Raw genomic sequence first — 16,305 nt, 5'->3', positions numbered from 1 at the left:
CTCCGGTGGTCGGTGGCCGCCGTCGGACGGACGCTCCGGATGCGCTGTGGCGCGGAGTCCCCGACGCCGGGCTGAGCGACCACCCGACCGCGCCCGGACGCGACCGCGGCCGGATCGAGGCTGCGCCGTCGCGCCGTCCGACCGCGGCTGCCGTGGCCAACCGGCCGGCCGACGCGACCCCGCCGTCCCGCTCGCGCCTGCCGCTGCCGCCGGTGCCTGCGTCCGGGCGCCCCGCGTCCGCCGCCCGCGCGGAGCGCGGCGGTCCGCTCGCCGAGAGCCTCCGCGCCGCCGAGGCCGCCGCCGCCCGTCGGAAGCGCGTCTGGGCCGACGACGGCGCCGAGCTGCTGGGCACCGGGCCGACCGGGATCCGCACCGACGCCCCCGCGCCGCGCGTGCCGCGCCAGACCAGCGGTGCCTCCGACTCCCGCTACGGGGACTGGACCAAGCCCTCGCACAACCCCGACCTGCCGTCGGAGGAGGAGATGCTGGCGGCGCTGGCCCCCTCCACCACCGCGATCCCCGAGCGGTCGGTGACCCACCGCGACGAGGACCTGCCGGACATCGAGGGCCTCGTCGACGACGTCCCGGCGCCGCGTGCCGACCGCGCGTCGTCCCGGCCTCCCGTCGGCGGCCGCGCCGCCCTGCGTGCCGAGCGGACGGCCGCGGAGGCCGCCCGCCGGAAGGCCGCGAAGGACAGCGGCATCGACCTCCTCGACGAGGAGCCCCGCCGGGCCCCGCGTCGGATGGCCAAGGGCCTGGTGGCCATGGGCGTCGTCGCCCTCGGTGTGCTGGGCGTCTACCAGGTGACGTCCCCGAAGACCGACGAGGCCGCCGCCACCACCCGGAACGCGCCCGCGACGGCCCCGGCGGTCTCCCCGTTCGTCCCCCCGCCGCTCCCGGAGCTGAACACCGAGACCGAGCCGGTCGAGCCGGTGGCGAGCACCCCGGTCCGGGCGCCCGTCGTCGTGCTCAACGCCACCAACGTCACCGGTCTCGCTGCGAAGATCGCCGGAACCGTGACCGAGGGCGGCTGGGAGTCGCCGGGGGTCGGCGCCTACGAGGGCGACGACGTGCCCGCCTCGACCGTCTTCTACACCGAGGGCGACGAGACCCAGCGTCAGGCGGCCGTCCAGCTGGTCGACCAGTTCCCCCAGCTGCAGGGCCCGGCGCCGCGCTTCTTCGAGCTGCCGGCCGAGATCACCGTCCCGAGCCTGGTCATCGTCGCGACCGCCGACTGGCAGCCCTGACCCACCGCCGCTGACGGACGGCGCGCGGAACACCCACCGTTCGCCGTCCGTTGGCCGGTTCGTGCGTCGCTCCCGCGGGCCCGTGCGTCCGCGCTCCGGCGCCTGGCGTGCGCTCGCCGTCCTCCTGCCCCTGCTCGTCGCCGGCGTGCTCTCCGGTGCGGCTCCGGCCGCGGCCGCCGACGACGTCCGCACCGAGGAAGCGCGCATCCCGGCCGGCTCCGGTGCCGACGCCGTGGAGCTGGACTCGACGCTGTACCTGCCGGCCGCCGAGGAGCTGCCGGCGCCCGCCGTGGTCCTGGCGCACGGCTTCGGTGGCAGCAAGGACTCGGTGGCCGACGACGCGCGCGCCCTCGCCGGGCGCGGCTACGTCGTCCTCACCTTCTCGGCCCGCGGGGTCGGCGGCAGCACCGGCCAGATCGGGCTCAATGACCCTCGCTTCGAGATCGCCGACCTCTCCGCGCTGATCGACGTCCTGGCCGAGCGGGACGACGTCGTCCAGGACGCCGACGGCGACCCGCGCGTCGGCGTCGCCGGGGCCTCCTACGGCGGTGCGCTGGCCCTGCTCGGCGCGGCCTACGACGAGCGCATCGACGCGATCGCCCCGCAGATCACCTGGCACTCGCTCACCAGTGCCTTCTTCCCGGACCACACCGGCGACCTGGACACGGGCACCCCGGCCGCGGTTCCGCCGACGTCGGACGGCGGCGTCTTCAAGTCTCTGTGGGCAGGGCTCTTCTTCGGCATCGGGTCCGCTCCGGCAGATCTCCTCGCTGCCTTCGGCGACGGCGACGGCGGGGCTCCGGACGGCGGGATGCCGGTGGCGCTGCCCGACGAGCTGCTCGCGCAGGCCGCCGAGAACCCGGAGGCCACCGAGCGCCTGCTGACCTGCGGGCGCTTCACGGCCGAGGTCTGCGCCGCGTACCAGACGGCGGCGTCGACGGGCGAGCTCACGCCCGAGGTGGCCGCGATCCTCGACCGCAGCAGCCCCGCGGCCGTCGTGGACCGGATCGACGCGCCGACCCTGCTCATCCAGGGCACCCAGGACTCGCTGTTCGGTCTCGGCCAGGCCGACGCCAACGCCCGGGGCATCGCCGCCGACGGGACGCCGGTGAAGGTGGTCTGGTTCGCCGGCGGGCACGACGCCCCCGCGTCCGGCGGGCAGGCGGACGAGCTGCGGGAGGAGGTCGCCGGCTGGTTCGACTGGTACCTCCGCTCTGCCGATGACCCCTCCCGAGGCCCGGAGCCGGGCACCGGGTTCGAGTTCCCGGCTCCGACCGGCCTGGGCGCGACGCTGGGCCGTGTCCAGGGCGGCGGCCGGACGGTGGTGGCACCGGTCTACCCCGGCCTCGACGGAGCCGAGCCGGCCGAACGCCGCGCGGTGCCGGTCGAGGGCCCCCTGCAGCCCGTGGTCACCCCGGCCGGAGGGACGCCCGCCGCGCTCACCACCGTTCCCGGCCTGGGCTCGTTCGCGGCCGCGCTCGGTGGCGCGGCCGTCGAGATCCCCGGCCAGTTCGCCGCCTTCGACAGCGAGCCCCTGGACGCGCCGGTGGAGGTCGTCGGTGCCAGCACGGTGGATCTCGCGCTGTCGTCGGCCAGCGGCTCGGCGACGCTGTTCGCCAAGCTCTACGACGTCGCACCCGACGGGACGATGACGCTGCCCGGGGGGCTCGTGGCGCCGCTGGAGGTCACCGACGTCTCCACCGACCCGACCGACCCGACCCGGGTGGGCATCACGCTCCCGGCGATCGTGCACCGGTTCGAGACCGGTCACACCATGCGCCTGGTGGTCTCCTCCACCGACCAGGCGTACGCGCTCCCCGCCGAGGCGGCCGTCTACTCGGTCGGGCTCGCCGCGGCGGAGGCGACCGACGGTGCGGCCGCCGGGGCCACGCAGCTCTCGGCTCCCGTGGTCGACGGCCGGAGCGAGGCCGCAGCCGGTGCCTCGCGCTGGTGGCTGCTGCTCGCCGCGGTCCTGGGCCTGGGGCTGCTCGGCTGGCTGGCCTCCCTCTGGTGGGGCCGCCGCCGGCAGGTCGGCGTCGTCGAGCCCGACGGCGAGGACGTGCCGCTGCGCTTCGAGGGCGTGACCAAGGCCTACAAGGACGGCTTCGTCGCCGTCCGGGACCTGTCGTTCGAGGTGCGCCGCGGCCAGGTGCTCGGGCTGCTCGGTCCCAACGGGGCGGGCAAGACGACCTCCCTGCGCATGCTCATGGGCCTGATCCGGCCCACCGAGGGGCGGATCAGCGTCTTCGGGCACGCCGCCCGCCCGGGGGCGCCCGTGCTGTCCCGGCTGGGCTCGTTCGTCGAGGGGACCGGACTGCTGCCGCACCTGTCCGGCCGGCAGAACCTGCGGCTGTACTGGGCGGCGACCGGCCGCCCAGCGGAGGACGCGCACCTGGAGGAGGCGATCGAGGTCGCCGGCCTCGGTGCGGCGCTGGACCGGCCGGTCCGGCGCTACAGCCAGGGGATGCGGCAGCGGGTCGCGATCGCCCAGGCGATGCTCGGCCTGCCCGATCTCCTGGTCCTCGACGAGCCGACCAACGGGCTGGACCCGCCGCAGATCCACGCCATGCGCGAGGTGCTGCGGTCCTACGCCGCGACCGGCCGCACGGTCATCGTCTCCAGCCACCTGCTCAGCGAGATCGAGCAGACGTGCAGCCACGTCGTCGTCATGGCCAAGGGGCAGAAGATCGCGCAGGGCACGGTCGAGGAGATCGTGGGCGCGGGCGGCGCAGTGCTCGTCGGGGTGGCCGAGGCCGACACCGACCGGGCCATCGCGGTCCTGGAGGAGCTGCCGGGCGTGACCGCCGGGCGCACCGACGACGGGCTGGTGGCCGAGCTCGGTGGCGTGCCGCGCGACAGGGCGCTGCGTGCGCTGGTGGAGGAGGGGATCGCCGTGGACCAGTTCACGCCGCGGCGTCGGCTCGAGGACGCCTTCCTGGCGCTGGTGGGGGAGTCATGACCGGTATCCGGACCACCGGCGCGGCCGCCGGCTACCGGCCGTCGCGCACGCTGCGGCTGGCCGTGGAGCTGCGGCGGCAGTTCGCCCGCCGCCGCACCCTCGGCGTCGTCGCGCTCATGGTGGCGCTCCCGCTGCTGCTGATCGCCGCGCTGCAGCTGGGCGCGAGCGAGGACGCCGGCGAGAACAACCGGATCAACCTGGTCGACGTCGCCACCGCCAGCGGCCTGAACTTCACCCTGTTCGTGCTCTTCGCGACGACGGGCTTCTTCCTGGTGGTCGTGTACGCGCTGTTCTTCGGCGACACCGTGGCCAGCGAGGCCCAGTGGGGCGCCCTGCGGTACACCCTCGCGACCCCGGTGCCGCGGATGCGGCTGCTCCGCCAGAAGTGGCTGGCCGCCCTGGTGCTCTCGGTCGGCGCGCTGCTGACGCTGACCGCCGTCTCGGTGCTGGCCGGCTCGATCGCCTTCGGGTTCGGCCCCATCGAGACGCCCGTGGGCGTGACGCTGTCCCAGGGCGAGGGCTTCCTGCGGCTGGCCGGGATGCTCGGCTACCTGGCCGTCCACCTGCTCGTCGTGGGCACCTTGGCGTTCTGGCTCTCGACGGTGACCGACGCGCCGCTGGCCGCGGTCGGCGGGGCCGTGTTCACGATGTTCGTCTTCGCGATCCTCGACCAGGTCGAGCAGCTCGGGTCGCTGCGGGACTGGTTCCCGACCGCGGAGGAGTTCGCCTGGACCGACCTGCTTCAGACGCCGGTGCAGGACGGCGACCTGTTCCGCGGCGTCATCCAGTCGCTGGTCTACGCCGCCGTCTTCACCGCGCTGGGCTTCCGCCACTTCGCCCGCCGCGACGTGACGAGCTAGGGAGCGGCCCGCTCGGCGCCGGCGGGCGCGGGTCGGGCGGGAGATCGTGGGTAGGGCGGGAAGATGTTCGATCCGGCGGTCAGCGATCAGTGGTGGAAGAACGCCGTCGTCTACTCGGTGGACGTCGAGACGTTCATGGATTCCGACGGCGACGGGATCGGTGACTTCCGTGGCCTGACCCGGCGGCTGCCCTACCTCTCGGGGCTCGGCGTCACATGCCTGTGGCTGCTGCCGTTCTATCCCACGCCGGGACGGGACGACGGCTACGACGTCAGCGACTACTACACCGTGGACCCCCGGCTCGGCACGCTGGGCGAGTTCGTCGAGTTCGTCCGCACCGCTCGGGATCTCGGGATCCGGGTGGTGATCGACCTCGTGGTGAACCACACCTCCAGCGAGCACCCGTGGTTCCAGCAAGCGCGTCGCAACCGGGACTCCCGGTACCGGAACTGGTACGTGTGGGCCGACGAGAAGCCGGAGGACGAGGACAAGGTCATCTTCCCGGACAAGGAGGACAGCAACTGGGAGTGGGACGAGGAGGCAGGGCAGTTCTACCTGCACCGGTTCTACACGTCGGAGCCCGACCTCAACATCGCCAACCCCGACGTCCGTGACGAGATCCACCGGATCATGGGCTTCTGGCTCGAACTCGGGGTCTCCGGCTTCCGGGTGGATGCGGCGCCCTACCTCATCGGCGCTGCCGGGATCGAGAACGAGATGCCGCAGGACCCGCACCTGATCCTCCAGGACATGCGCGGCTTCCTCTCCCGCCGGCGTGGGGACGCCGTGCTGTTCGGCGAGGTCAACCTCGACCCCGGTGACCGCGAGACCTTCTTCGGTGATGACGGCGACGAGATGACCGGGCTGTTCAACTTCATCCTCTCCGGAGCCGTGTACAGCGCGCTGGCCCGCGGCGAGGCCACCCCGCTGGCCGAGCACCTGCGACGGACGCCGTCCCCGCCCCGGACCTCCCAGTGGCTGAACTTCCTGCGCAACCACGACGAGCTGAACCTCTCCCGGCTCCCGGCCGACGAGAAGGACGACGTCATGGCCGCCTTCGCGCCGGACGAGGACATGCGGATCTACGGCCGCGGCATCCGGCGGCGGCTGCCACCGATGCTCGACGGCGACCGCCGGCGCATCGAACTGGCGTTCAGCCTGCTCCTCACCCTCCCCGGGACCCCGGTCCTGCTCTACGGGGAGGAGATCGGGATGGGCGACGACCTGGCGATCGAGGGGCGCAAGAGCGTCCGCACGGTGATGCAGTGGACCGACGGGCCGAACGGCGGCTTCTCCAGCGGCAGCGAACTCGTGGCCCCCGTCGTCGACGACGGCCCGTTCTCCTACCAGGAGGTGAACGTCGCTGACCAGCGGCGGCGCGAGGACTCCCTGCTCAACCGGGTGGAGCGGGCGATCCGCGTGCGGAAGGAGTCCCCGGAGTTCGGCTGGGGCGCCTGGACGGTCCTCCACTCCGGTGACCCGCGCGTGCTCGCGCACCGGTGCGACTGGCTGGACGGCACGGTCCTCGCCCTGCACAACCTGTCGGGGGACACGGTCGAGACCCGGCTCGAGCTGTCCGACGGCCAGCGGCTCGAGGAGGTGGGCGACATCTTCGGCGACGACCGGTACGACCCGCTCGACCCGGACGACCCCCGCGTGACCATGGGTCCCTACGGATACCGGTGGCTGCGCGGGAGGCGGCCGGGTAGCGGGACCGCGCTGTGACCGGCCGCGACCCCGCCCCCTGGTGGCGCAGCGGCGTGGTCTACCAGATCTACCCCCGCTCGTTCGCCGACGCGTCCGGGGACGGCATCGGTGACCTGGAGGGGATCCGCAGCCGGCTGGACCACCTGAGCTGGCTGGGCGTGGACGTGCTGTGGCTCTCGCCGATCTATCGCTCGCCCATGGCCGACGCCGGGTACGACATCGCCGATCACTGCGACATCGACCCACTGTTCGGCGACCTGGTGGCCTTCGACCGGCTCCTGGCCGACGTCCACGACCGGGGCATGCGGCTGATGCTGGACTGGGTGCCCAACCACACCAGCGACCAGCACCCGTGGTTCCTCGACTCCCGCAGCTCGCGCACGTCGGCCCGCCGGAACTGGTACCTGTGGCGGGACGGCGACCCCGGCAGGCCGCCGAACAACTGGCTGGCGCAGTTCACGGGTGGCCCGGCCTGGACGTGGGACGAGGTCACCGCCCAGTGGTACCTGCACCTCTTCCTCGCCCAGCAGCCGGATCTCAACTGGGCCGAGCCGGCGGTGCAGGAGGCGATGCACGAGGTCCTCCGGTTCTGGCTGCGTCGCGGGGTGGACGGCTTCCGCGCGGACGTCGTCCACCTGATCGGCAAGGACCCCGACCTCCCCGACCACCCGCCGGAGCTGGTCGGCGCCAACATCGTGCACACCCACGACCTGCCCACCACGCATGAACTGCTGCGCGGCATCCGGGCGGTGCTCGACGAGTTCCCCGGGGAGCCGGCCATGGTCGGCGAGGTCAACCTGCGTTCACCGTCCCTGATCGCCCCCTACTACGGCGCGGGCGACGAGCTCCACCTCGCCTTCAACTTCGTCCCCCTGTCCGGGCCCTGGGACGCGTCCTTCTGGCGCTCGGTGGTCGAGGAGACGCTGGCGGCGCTGCAGCCCAGCGAGGCCTGGCCGACCTGGGTCCTGTCCAACCACGACAACCCCCGCCACCGCACCCGCTACGGCGGGTCCGCGGCCCGGGCGCGCGCCGCCGCGGTGCTGCTGCTGACCCTCCCGGGCACGCCCTTCCTGTACGCGGGCGAGGAGCTGGGGCTCCAGGACGCCGTCGTCCCACCGGACCGGCAGGTCGATCCGGGCGGCCGCGACGGCTGCCGGGCACCCATCCCCTGGACGGCGGAGGACGGGCACGGCTGGCCGCCGCAACCCTGGCTGCCCTTCCCCCCGGAGGCCGCAGCGTCCAGTGCCGCCGTCCAGCGCGAGGACCCGGCCTCGATCCTGCACCTCTACCGGCGGCTGCTGGCGGTCCGCCGTGGCTCGCCGGCCCTCGCGCTCGGTGCCTGGAGGACGCTGCCGGCTCCGGAGGGCGTCCTCGCCTACGAGCGGCACGCCCCAGGAGACCGACGGGTCGTCGCGGTGAATTTCACCGGCCTGCCGGTCCCCTTCCCACTGGGCGAGCCCGCGGACGTGCAGCTCTCGTCGGCGGGCCGTCCCGAGGGCGTCCCCTGGACCGGATCCCTGGAGCCCGACGAAGCCGTGCTGCTGATCCCGGGGACACCTCCCGGCTGAACGGCTGCGGTCAATGCACCGGGAGGACGGCACGCACGGCCTGGGCCCAGCCCTCGCCCATCGCGGCGTCCGTGACGGTGGCGTTGGGGACGGCGGCGATCCGGTCGGCCATCCCGTCGACGCCGGCCCCGTTCGCGGTGATCCACAACCGGCCGACCGCGGGCGCCATGTCCAGGTCGCTCACGCTGTCGCCGATCGCCACCGCATCGGCGGGGTCGATCCCGCGGCGCTCCAGGTCCCAGGCGATCGCCGCGCCCTTGGAGATCCCGCGCGGCATCAGGTGGTAGACCCGCGGCGGCGCCGGGTCGGGGTCCAGCGTCATCCGGGAGGTGGCCGGGATGGCGCCGTTGTCCTTGAGGGTCAACCAGCCCACGCCCTGCTCGGCCAGCCACGCATCGACGGCGACGGGGTCCACCCGCCCGCGCAGCAGCGCGTCGGTGTCGTGCGTGGTGTGCCAGGGCGCGTGCCACTCCAGCCGGCCCGGATGGGCGGCGACGAGCTGCTCGACGACGCCGAGCGAGGCCATGACCTCCATCGGCGTCCGGCCGGCGTGCTCGGCGGGCAGCTCACCGGTGAACCGGTGCGTCCCCCTGCCGCCGTCCCAGGCGAGCACCGCGCCGAGCTCGGCGATCGCGCCGTCGGCGGCGAAGATCCGCGCGGCCTCCACGACCTGCTCGAACGTCCGCCCGCTGACCAGCACCAACGGCACCCCGGCCCGGTGCAGCTCGAGCAGCGCCGTCGCCGGGTCGGCCGTCAGATCCCGTGCGGCGGTGTGCCAGAAGGACCCACGCGGTCCCACCATCGTGCCGTCGAGGTCGGTGTAGACGATCCGCGCTGCCACGCCCCCCATCCTGTCCGCCGCCGCACCGGCAGCGGAGGGTGGGTAGAGTTGCCGGCGTTCACTCATCCAGAGGGGCAGAGGGACACGGCCCGATGAAGCCCCGGCAACCGCCGCTCATGCGACCCCGCACCCCGGTGCGGCCAGCGTCTGCGGGGAGGTGCCAATTCCGTCCCGCACGGCTCGACGGCCCGACGCGGGGAAGATGAGGAGGTAGTCGTCGCATGACTCTGACCGCTCCCGGTTCCGCCCAGGCCGACTCCAGCGCCGGTGGCCCCGTGCCGCCGTGTCCCGCCCGCGGGCTGATCTGCCGCAACTGCGGTGCAACCTTCGGCCTCGTCGCCGAGCACGCCTGCGCCGAGTGCTTCGGCCCGCTCGAGGTCGACTACGACCCCGAGCTCATGCGCGCGGTCACCCGCGAGCAGATCGAGGCCGGCCCGCAGAACATCTGGCGCTACGTAGCCCTGCTGCCCGTGGGCCAGGACCCGGCCTCCCGCGTCTCGCTCGACCCGGGCATGACGCCCCTGGTCCGCGCCGACCGCCTCGCCCAGGAACTGGGCATGACCGGGGGCCTGTGGGTCAAGGACGACTCCGCCAACCCGACGCACTCGTTCAAGGACCGCGTGGTCAGCCTCGCCGCCACGGCGGCCAAGGGGCTGGGGTACACGAAGATCGCGGCCGCCTCCACGGGCAACCTGGCCAACTCCGTCGCCGCGCACGCCGCCCGCATGGGGCTGCCGTCGTTCGTCTTCGTCCCCTCCGACCTGGAGCCCGGGAAGATCGTCCAGTCGGCGGTCTACGGGCAGACGCTGGTCGCCGTCGACGGCTCCTACGACGACGTCAACCGGCTGACCAGCGAGCTCGCCGAGACCGACGAGTTCGAGGACACCGCCTTCGTCAACCAGAACGTGCGGCCCTACTACGCCGAGGGCTCCAAGACGATGGGCTACGAGCTCGCCGAGCAGCTCGGCTGGCGCATCCCGGCCCAGGTCGTCATCCCCATGGCGTCGGGCTCGCTGCTGACCAAGGTGGACAAGGCGTTCCGCGAGCTCACCGCCGCGGGCATCGTCGAGGCCACCGAGTGGGCGATCTTCGGAGCGCAGTCGGCCGGCTGCGACCCGATCGCCACCGCCTTCGACAACGGCTGGGACGTCGTCAAGCCGGTGAAGCCCACCGGCATCGCGAAGTCGCTGAACATCGGCAACCCGGCCGACGGCCCGTACGCGCTCGACGCGATCCGCCGCACCGGTGGCGCGGTCGGCCGGGTCGGGGACGACGAGATCGTGCAGGGCATCCGTGACCTCGCCCGGACCACCGGCGTGTTCGCCGAGACCGCGGGTGGCGTGACCGTCGCCGTCCTCCGCCAGCTGGTGGGGAACGGGCGGCTGGACCCGGCCAAGGAGACCGTCGTCCTCAACACCGGTGAGGGGCTCAAGACGCTGGACCCGCTGATGCCGGTCGTCGGCCCGACGCACCAGGTGGAGCCGTCGCTGAAGTCGGCCCGCGCCGCAGGCCTCATCGGCTGACTCCGCGTCACCGGATCGGTGGATCCGGGAACGCGCCGTGCCTGATGTCTGTGTAACCCACGTCACTCTGTTGTAGGTTCTCGCGCGGTTCACTCCTTCTCGTTCGTGTCCGCGGGCGGAAGAGCGAGACCTCGCCCCACCACCCGCGGTGGGGTGACCGCACGCAGAACGTGGGAGCACACGTGGCACAGGGCACCGTGAAGTGGTTCAACGCCGAGAAGGGCTTCGGCTTCATCGCCGTGGACGGCGGCCAGGACGTCTTCGTCCACTACTCGGCCATCCAGATGGACGGGTACAAGTCCCTCGACGAGGGCCAGCGCGTCGAGTTCGAGGTCGTCCAGGGCGCCAAGGGTCCCCAGGCCGACGCGGTGCGCAGCGCCTGACCGAACGTCCGGCGAGGCCCGGTTCCCCGCGAGGGGGGCCGGGCCTCCGTCATTCGCGGTGGGGCCCGATCGCCGGGGGCGGCTGGGTGCTGGAGTGGACCGGTCGCGGGGCCCGGAGGGTCCCCCGCCGGGACATGGGCAACGGCTCAGCGCCGGTCGGGGACGGCTCCTCGCCGCGATGTCGCCCGGAGGGTGACGATGTATTTGCACTCGCAGGGGTCGAGTGCCAAACTCGTTTCTGGCACTCGGGGCTCCCGAGTGCCAATCAGGTCGGAACGGTGAGGCACCGGATGGTGGGCCGACGGAGCGCCCATGTCATCGGTGTCGTCCGTCGCGGGCACCCACCCGGCCGTGCAGCGATCCATGCTCGGAGGACATCACCACATGGCCAAGATGATCGCGTTCAACGAAGAGGCGCGCCGCGGCCTCGAGCGAGGGATGAACACCCTCGCCGACGCCGTCAAGGTGACCCTCGGCCCCCGTGGCCGGAACGTCGTTCTTGAGAAGAAGTGGGGCGCGCCCACCATCACCAACGATGGTGTGAGCATCGCCAAGGAGATCGAGCTCGAGGACCCGTGGGAGAAGATCGGGGCCGAGCTCGTCAAGGAGGTCGCCAAGAAGACCGACGACGTCGCCGGTGACGGCACCACCACCGCCACCGTGCTGGCCCAGGCGCTCGTGCGCGAGGGTCTGCGCAACGTCGCCGCCGGCGCCAACCCGATGGCCCTGAAGAAGGGCATCGAGGCCGCCGTCGCAGCGGTCAGCGAGTACCTGCTCTCCACCGCCAAGGACGTGGAGACCAAGGAGCAGATCGCGGCCACCGCCTCGATCTCCGCCGCTGACCCCGCCATCGGCGAACTCATCGCCGAGGCGATGGACAAGGTCGGCAAGGAAGGCGTCATCACCGTCGAGGAGAGCAACACCTTCGGGCTCGAGCTCGAGCTCACCGAGGGCATGCGCTTCGACAAGGGCTACATCTCGCCCTACTTCGTCACCGACACCGAGCGCATGGAGGCCGTCCTCGACGACCCGTACGTGCTCGTCGTCAACTCGAAGATCAGCACCGTCAAGGACCTGCTCCCGCTGCTGGAGAAGGTCATGCAGTCGGGCAAGCCGCTGGCCATCATCTCCGAGGACGTCGAGGGCGAGGCCCTCGCGACCCTGGTCGTGAACAAGATCCGTGGCACCTTCAAGTCCGTCGCCGTCAAGGCCCCGGGCTTCGGTGACCGCCGCAAGGCCATGCTGACCGACATCGCCATCCTCACCGGTGGTCAGGTCATCAGCGAGGAGGTCGGCCTCAAGCTCGACAACGCCGACCTCGAGCTGCTCGGCCGCGCCCGCAAGGTCGTCGTCACCAAGGACGAGACGACCATCGTCGAGGGCTCGGGCGACACCGACCAGATCCAGGGCCGGGTCAACCAGATCCGCGCCGAGATCGACAAGTCGGACAGCGACTACGACCGCGAGAAGCTGCAGGAGCGCCTGGCCAAGCTGGCCGGCGGTGTTGCGGTCATCAAGGCCGGCGCCGCGACCGAGGTCGAGCTCAAGGAGCGCAAGCACCGCATCGAGGACGCGGTGCGCAACGCCAAGGCCGCCGTCGAGGAGGGCATCGTCGCCGGTGGTGGCGTCGCTCTCGCGCAGGCCACGGCCGTCGCGTTCGACAAGCTCGAGCTCACGGGTGACGAGGCCACCGGTGCCAACATCGTGCGCGTCGCGCTCGAGGCGCCGCTGAAGCAGATCGCGATCAACGCCGGCCTCGAGGGTGGCGTCGTCGCGGAGAAGGTCCGCAACTCGAAGACCGGCTGGGGCCTCAACGCCGCCACCGGCGAGTACGTGGACCTCATCGCCGCCGGGATCATCGACCCCGCCAAGGTGACCCGCTCGGCGCTGCAGAACGCCGCTTCCATCGCGGCGCTCTTCCTCACCACCGAGGCCGTCATCGCCGACAAGCCGGAGAAGAACGCTCCGGCTGCCGGCGGCGGCGACATGGGTGGCATGGGCGGCATGGACTTCTGAGTCCAGCCCCCTCGTAACACTGCACTGCCCGGCAGGGGCGGTCCGCTTCCGAGCGGGCCGCCCCTGTCGGCGTCTCCGACCCACCCGGGTCGGGCAGCGACTGCGGGGCAGCCGGCCCCGGACCGGAGCTTCGGCCCTGCTTCGCGGAAGTCGCCCGCCGTCATGCCCCTGGGTGGAGGAGGCGCTGGGGGACGGTGAGCTCGCTCCGCCCGCGGTAGAGCGCGGTCGCTGCGGGCAGGTCCTCGGCTACGAGAGCCGCCGCCACAGCGTCGAGGAGTTCGTCGTAGTCGGGCCCGGTCTCATAGGCGTAGGCCTCGGTCATGCGACCCCACTCGTCCCACGGGAGCATCTCCGTCTTGTTGACCGAGGCGAGGTCCCTCACCAGGTTGCCGCGGATCTCCGCTGGACCGAAGTTCTCCGTGCCGTGCACGCCGAAGACAGTGGCATCGACGTCGCCCCGCCGGTAGGCGCGCCATGCCTCCGCAGCGTCGAGGAATTCGCCCGGTCGCAGATCGTCCGGGTGCTCCAGTACGTCCCCGCCGAGGATCTCTGGATCAATCCTGACCCATCGGCCGCGGTCGCCGTCCTGGTACTCCACGATCCAGTGGTCGAGAGCCTGCCCCGGTTGGAAGTAGGTCGCGAAGCCGCAGCGGACCCGGCTGGGGATGCCGCGCGAACGAAGCAGCGCGCAGGCGAGCACCGCGAAGTGGCGACAGGTGCCGACGACTCGGAACTCGGCCCGGCGGGGTTCGACCAGGGGTGCTCGGTCCAACGACAGGAGGATCTCGACCAGCCGTCCGGCCGGCCGGATCTGGTTCTCGGTGAAGCGCTTGGCAGGCAATGGCAGGGAAGCGGCCTCTGTTGGCTGCAGGACCAGGTGGCGCACTGGAGAGCAGATGCCGACCGGATCAGCCGGCAGCCGGATGACAGCTCTCGGCGGGACGCCGCCCAGCCCCGTGAGCACCCCCGGTGTCCTGAACTCGAGTCCCATACCTGAAGAGCATGCATCCGACAGCGGACAGGACCGGGAGTGCTCGGCACGCCCGCCAGGGCCTCCTGCGGGGAAGTCGGCCCCTGAGACGCCCCGCAGACCCCTTCTTCCCTGCAACAGGGTCCGGCACGCCGGGAGGCAGCGGTCGGAGACTCAGTCCTCCGGAGCGAAGACGCAGAACTCGTTGCCCTCGGGGTCGGCGAGGATGCTCCAGTCGATCTCGTCGTCCTGCTCCCGCACCATCCGTGCGCCGGCAGCGATCAGCGGCCAGGTCTCGCCGACGACGTCGAAGTGCATGCGGTTCTTGATCGTCTTCCGCTCGGGCACCGGGACGATCCACATCAGCGGGCCCTCGCCGGCCGGGTCGACGATCGGGATCGGCCAGTCGTGCGGGCGGGGCTCGTCCTCCTCGGGCGTCGCGGCGTCCTCGAGGGTGTCGCGTCGCACGTAGCCGATGGCGGCGCACCACCAGTCGGCCAGCGCGTGGTGGTCGTTCGCGTCCAGGCAGAGGTCCTTGAAGCGTGCGGGTGCGGTCACCCGATCAGCTCAGCACGACAGGCAGGCCCCGCGCATCCGGGGAACGATCATGGGCGTGGCGGTGATCATCGGGACGTCGGGCTGGCAGTACCGCGACTGGCGCGGTGCCTTCTACCCGCCGAAGCTCGCCCAGCGGCTGTGGCTGGAGCACTACCGGGAGCACTTCGCCACCGTCGAGAGCAACAACGCCTTCTACCGGCTGCCCGAGCGCGAGACGTTCGAGAAGTGGCGGGACCGGACCCCACCGGACTTCCGCTGGGCGGTCAAGGCGAGCCGGTTCCTGACCCACATCAAGCGGCTGCGCGAGCCGGAGGAGCCGGTCGCCCGCCTGATGGACCGCGCCGCCGGGCTGGGCCCGAAGCTCGACGCGATCCTGCTGCAGCTACCGCCCACGCTGAAAGCCGACCCCGACCTGCTCCGCGAGTGCCTGGCGCAGTTCCCGGTGGGCACGCGCGTGGCGGTCGAGCCGCGGCACGATTCGTGGTGGACCGACGAGATCCGCGCGCTGCTCGAGCGTTACGGGGCCGCGCTGTGCTGGGCCGACCGGGACGAGCAGCCGATCGCACCGCTGTGGCGCACCGCCGAGTGGGGCTATCTGCGCTTCCACCACGGCTTCGAGGGGTGGGGTTACCGCGCCGAGACCCTGCAGCTGTGGGCCGACCGGCTCGTGGCCACCTACGGCGACGCCGACGTCCTCGTCTACTTCAACAACGACCCGGGCTGCAACGCGGTCATCGATGCGGTGCGCTTCGCCGACGCCGTCCGCCGCGCCGGGGGCACGCCGACCCGCGTGCCCACCGCCGACCAGGCGACCGGACTGGCCTGGATGCCGGCCTGACGACCGACGGCGGCCGGGGTCCCGTGCGGGGGCCCCGGCCTCGCGGCGGTCAGTCGTCCTCGGCGTCGTCCTCTGCGTCCTCGGCGGCGCGCTCGGCGGCCTCGCGGGCCTGCTCCTCGGCCTCCTCGGCGGCCTCGCGGGCCTGCTCCTCGGCCTCCTCGGCGGCCTCGCGGGCCTGCTCCTCGGCCTCCTCGGCGGCCTCGCGGGCCTCCTCCTCGGCCTCCTCGGCGGCCTCGCGGGCGGCCTTCTCGGCGTCGCGGGCGGCCCGCTCCTGCTCCTTCGCGGCGTCCCGGGCGGCCTTCTCGGCTTCCCTGGCGGCCTCGCGGGCGTCCTTCTCCGCATCGTGTGCCGCCTGGCGCTCCTGCGCGTCCAGCAGCGACTCCTGGGCGTGCTCGTCCGCGTGCTCGCGGGCGTTGTCCAGGCCGGAGTCGTCGGAGTCCTCGGTGCCGTCCTCGGTGGGCTCTTCGGTGGGCTCCTCGGTGGGCTCCTCGGCGCCGTCGCCGGGGCCGTCGGTGCCCGAGTCGTCGGTTTCCGTCACGTCGTCGGAGGACGAGTCGTCGGAGTCGGGGAGGTCGAACGGGGACACCGTCTCCACGGTGCTCGCGACGACCTCCTGGACCGGCTCCGGCAAGGCGCCGGCCGCACCGGCACCGGTCACGCCGGCCGCGGCGATGCCCAGCCCCGTTGCCACCTGCGCGGCGGTGCTCGCGCCGGCGATCTTCGCGACCACGATGGCCACACCCTCGAGAAGTGCCATGGGACTGTTCCCCTCCGAACGTCGGCCGCGGACGCGGCTCCTGACTCGGACATCGGCCCCCGGGCGGGTCCGCTGGAG

The 16,305-nt window shown here is 72.7% G+C and carries 13 protein-coding genes and 1 riboswitch; of the genes, 9 read left to right on the top strand and 4 right to left on the bottom strand.

Going from position 1 to position 16,305, the window contains the following annotated elements:
- Positions 1–152: 152 nt before the first annotated feature.
- The 5 genes from RM425_RS07940 (at position 153) to RM425_RS07920 (ending at position 8,341) form a co-directional block, all read left to right on the top strand.
- On the top strand, positions 153–1,247 hold the full coding sequence (locus RM425_RS07940) for a LytR C-terminal domain-containing protein (RefSeq protein ID WP_311344650.1): 1,095 nt from the start codon (positions 153–155) through the stop codon (positions 1,245–1,247).
- A gap of 82 nt (positions 1,248–1,329) precedes the next feature.
- On the top strand, positions 1,330–4,206 hold the full coding sequence (locus tag RM425_RS07935; RefSeq protein ID WP_311344649.1) for an alpha/beta fold hydrolase: 2,877 nt from the start codon (positions 1,330–1,332) through the stop codon (positions 4,204–4,206).
- Positions 4,203–5,066, top strand: coding sequence for an ABC transporter permease (locus RM425_RS07930; protein WP_311344648.1), 864 nt, complete (start codon positions 4,203–4,205; stop codon positions 5,064–5,066). The genes RM425_RS07935 and RM425_RS07930 overlap by 4 nt, the downstream gene beginning before the upstream one ends.
- Positions 5,067–5,129: 63 nt before the next feature.
- A complete protein-coding gene (locus tag RM425_RS07925) occupies positions 5,130–6,791 on the top strand; it encodes an alpha-amylase family protein (RefSeq protein ID WP_311344647.1) in 1,662 nt (553 codons plus the stop codon).
- Positions 6,788–8,341 (top strand): alpha-amylase family glycosyl hydrolase, encoded by a 1,554-nt coding sequence (locus tag RM425_RS07920; RefSeq protein ID WP_311344646.1) that lies wholly within the window; start codon positions 6,788–6,790, stop codon positions 8,339–8,341. The genes RM425_RS07925 and RM425_RS07920 overlap by 4 nt, the downstream gene beginning before the upstream one ends.
- Before the next feature lie 10 nt (positions 8,342–8,351).
- Here the strand turns inward: RM425_RS07920 and RM425_RS07915 are convergent, their stop codons facing one another.
- A complete protein-coding gene (locus RM425_RS07915) occupies positions 8,352–9,182 on the bottom strand; it encodes an HAD family hydrolase (protein WP_311344645.1) in 831 nt (276 codons plus the stop codon).
- Positions 9,183–9,241: 59 nt separating this feature from the next.
- Positions 9,242–9,391: riboswitch (SAM riboswitch) on the top strand.
- A gap of 12 nt (positions 9,392–9,403) precedes the next feature.
- Here RM425_RS07915 and thrC point away from each other — a divergent pair.
- From thrC to groL, 3 genes are all read left to right on the top strand, one after another.
- Positions 9,404–10,705: a threonine synthase gene (gene thrC / locus RM425_RS07910; protein ID WP_311344644.1), complete on the top strand. Its 1,302-nt coding sequence runs from the start codon at positions 9,404–9,406 to the stop codon at positions 10,703–10,705.
- A gap of 182 nt (positions 10,706–10,887) precedes the next feature.
- Positions 10,888–11,088, top strand: a complete 201-nt coding sequence (locus tag RM425_RS07905) for a cold-shock protein (protein WP_040337424.1) — start codon at positions 10,888–10,890, stop codon at positions 11,086–11,088.
- A gap of 384 nt (positions 11,089–11,472) precedes the next feature.
- Entirely contained in the window at positions 11,473–13,104 is a 1,632-nt protein-coding gene (groL, locus tag RM425_RS07900; protein ID WP_311344643.1) for a chaperonin GroEL, read from the top strand.
- 160 nt (positions 13,105–13,264) lie between these two features.
- Here the strand turns inward: groL and RM425_RS07895 are convergent, their stop codons facing one another.
- Entirely contained in the window at positions 13,265–14,095 is an 831-nt protein-coding gene (locus RM425_RS07895) for a transglutaminase-like domain-containing protein (protein WP_311344642.1), read from the bottom strand.
- Positions 14,096–14,248: 153 nt separating this feature from the next.
- Positions 14,249–14,632 (bottom strand): VOC family protein, encoded by a 384-nt coding sequence (locus tag RM425_RS07890; protein ID WP_311344641.1) that lies wholly within the window; start codon positions 14,630–14,632, stop codon positions 14,249–14,251.
- A 55-nt stretch (positions 14,633–14,687) separates the two neighbouring features.
- Here RM425_RS07890 and RM425_RS07885 point away from each other — a divergent pair, with 55 nt between their 5' ends.
- Complete coding sequence (locus RM425_RS07885) at positions 14,688–15,470, top strand: DUF72 domain-containing protein (protein ID WP_396137030.1); 783 nt, start codon at positions 14,688–14,690, stop codon at positions 15,468–15,470.
- Between the two features lie 49 nt (positions 15,471–15,519).
- On the opposite strand, the gene RM425_RS07880 is transcribed toward RM425_RS07885, so the two are convergent.
- Positions 15,520–16,227 carry a hypothetical protein gene (locus RM425_RS07880; RefSeq protein ID WP_311344639.1) on the bottom strand — a complete coding sequence of 236 codons (708 nt, stop codon included), beginning with the start codon at positions 16,225–16,227 and terminating at the stop codon, positions 15,520–15,522.
- Positions 16,228–16,305: the final 78 nt, after the last annotated feature.

The organism is Blastococcus goldschmidtiae, from assembly GCF_031845325.1.
Lineage (GTDB): Bacteria > Actinomycetota > Actinomycetes > Mycobacteriales > Geodermatophilaceae > Blastococcus > Blastococcus goldschmidtiae.
The sequence above is the reverse complement of the archived record's forward strand: the minus strand, read 5'-3'. Positions and strand labels throughout refer to the sequence as shown.

What these genes read in the sequence shown, in the direction of transcription:
- RM425_RS07895 (WP_311344642.1), bottom strand. Translation starts at nt 14,095, where the DNA reads ATGGGACTCGAGTTCAGGACACCGGGGGTGCTCACGGGGCTGGGCGGC.
- RM425_RS07925 (WP_311344647.1), top strand. Translation starts at nt 5,130, where the DNA reads ATGTTCGATCCGGCGGTCAGCGATCAGTGGTGGAAGAACGCCGTCGTC.
- RM425_RS07930 (WP_311344648.1), top strand. Translation starts at nt 4,203, where the DNA reads ATGACCGGTATCCGGACCACCGGCGCGGCCGCCGGCTACCGGCCGTCG.
- thrC (WP_311344644.1), top strand. Translation starts at nt 9,404, where the DNA reads ATGACTCTGACCGCTCCCGGTTCCGCCCAGGCCGACTCCAGCGCCGGT.
- RM425_RS07880 (WP_311344639.1), bottom strand. Translation starts at nt 16,227, where the DNA reads ATGGCACTTCTCGAGGGTGTGGCCATCGTGGTCGCGAAGATCGCCGGC.
- groL (WP_311344643.1), top strand. Translation starts at nt 11,473, where the DNA reads ATGGCCAAGATGATCGCGTTCAACGAAGAGGCGCGCCGCGGCCTCGAG.